Here is a 1602-nt window from a genome sequence, read left to right on the forward strand (position 1 = left end):
GAGGAGGATGCGGTGGCGGAGGAGGGGGTAGCCTGCGCGTCCGTACATTTGTCGTTTGATCAGCTTGGTTTTGGTGTTCGCTCCCTCTGTTCGTCCATTGTGGAACGGGAGGGTGAGGGCGGCGTTCAGGGCGTGGCGGTCGAGTTCGAGGCCGCGGGTGAAGGCGTGTAGGTGGGGTAGATTCTCGGCCCGGGCCTGGTCGATCCAGCTGGTCAGGCGCTCGTGGTTGTCGGGGTCGGGCGTGAGCAGGGCGGCGAAGTCGCCGATGAGGGCGGCCAGCGCGGTCATTTCGGGGCAGGTGCCGGTCGCGGCGTCGATGCGTTCTCGCTGGTGGGCTTGGAGCTTGTCCGGGTGCGTCAGGAGGTAGCGGGAGAGGCGCTTGGGAGAGATTGCTGGCCGGTCGGCTTCGACGCGTCCCTGGGTGATGTAGCGATATAGCAGGTTCTGGCTTCCGGTGTAGCCGCGCTCGGTGATCTCGTTGAGCAGCTGCAGCACGGGCACGGCCGGGTCTTTCTCACGGCGCCGGCGGAGGTAGTCGCGGAATGGATCGACGAGGGTGGGTCGATATTGCGGTGCTCGTACCAGGCGTTCGGGCTGGTCGATGCGGGCGTAGCGCTTGACCGTGTTCAGCGCCAGGTTCAGCCGGCGGGCGACTTCGAGTAGTCCTACGCCGCGCTCGAGCAGATCATGGACCTGCCGCCAGCGTTCGCGGGTTGTGGCGGCGCGTTTGCCTTCGCGCGGTGGCGGGCCTGTCTTGCCCCAGCACGCGCTGTGGGCGGCGACCTCCTTGAGTACGGCTTCGGCGAGGTTGTGCCACAGGTGCCACCGATCCGCGACCTGCACGGCGGTCGGTAGCGCGCGGCGGATCGCTTCAGCGTAGGCGCCGGAGCCGTCTCGGCAGATCACCCGCACGCCGGGATGCTCGCGTAACCAGGCTTCGAGTGTGGCGGCCGTTCGGTCGGTGAGGACGTCGACGCGGTCGCCGGTGACCGCGTCGATGATCACGGTGGCGTAGTTCTGTCGCTTACGCAGGGCGAAATCGTCCACCCCGATCACGGTCGGCACCGGCCGGATCGGCAGCGGCAGCCGCAGCAGTGTCCGCAGCGCGGTTTGTCGCGATAACGCGACACCGACACCGGCCAGGACTCGAGTTCCGGCGCGCCCGGCCAACTCTCGCACAACACGGCCGATTTGTGTCGCCAGCCGGGCGGTGCGGCGCTGATACCGCTCGGCCACGGTCAGTGTCTCGCGGAAGGTCTGCCGTGAGCATTCCAGCGTCGAGCAGCGCATCCGCCGTGCCCGCACCCGGACCACGACCCGTCGCCCGTCCATCGGCACGTCGGCGAGTTGCCGGTCGACATAGCCATGCACTCGCCCGGTCTCCACGCCGCATCCCGGGCAGACCACCGGCCGGGACCGGGTCGACGCCCGGACCACGATCACCTCAGCCGCATCCTCGGCTCCCTCGATGACCAAGGAAGACAACCCAGAGAACATCAGCTTCAGAAGTTGATCAACGTCGCACCGGCCTCACCATGGCACACGCACCGTGACCGACCGAAACGGACCGCCACCACCGAAAATGGGCCAGAGCCAGATTCC

The 1602-nt window shown here is 67.6% G+C and carries 1 protein-coding gene; it reads right to left on the reverse strand.

Translation table 11 applies throughout. From position 1 onward, the window contains the following. Nucleotides 1-1497, reverse strand: a 1497-nt coding sequence (locus MOQ72_RS44060) for an ISL3 family transposase (RefSeq protein ID WP_242192024.1), incomplete at its 3' end; no start/stop codon positions are given. Nucleotides 1498-1602: the final 105 nt, after the last annotated feature.

Source organism: Saccharopolyspora soli (assembly GCF_022678645.1).
Taxonomy (GTDB): Bacteria; Actinomycetota; Actinomycetes; order Mycobacteriales; family Pseudonocardiaceae; genus Saccharopolyspora; species Saccharopolyspora soli.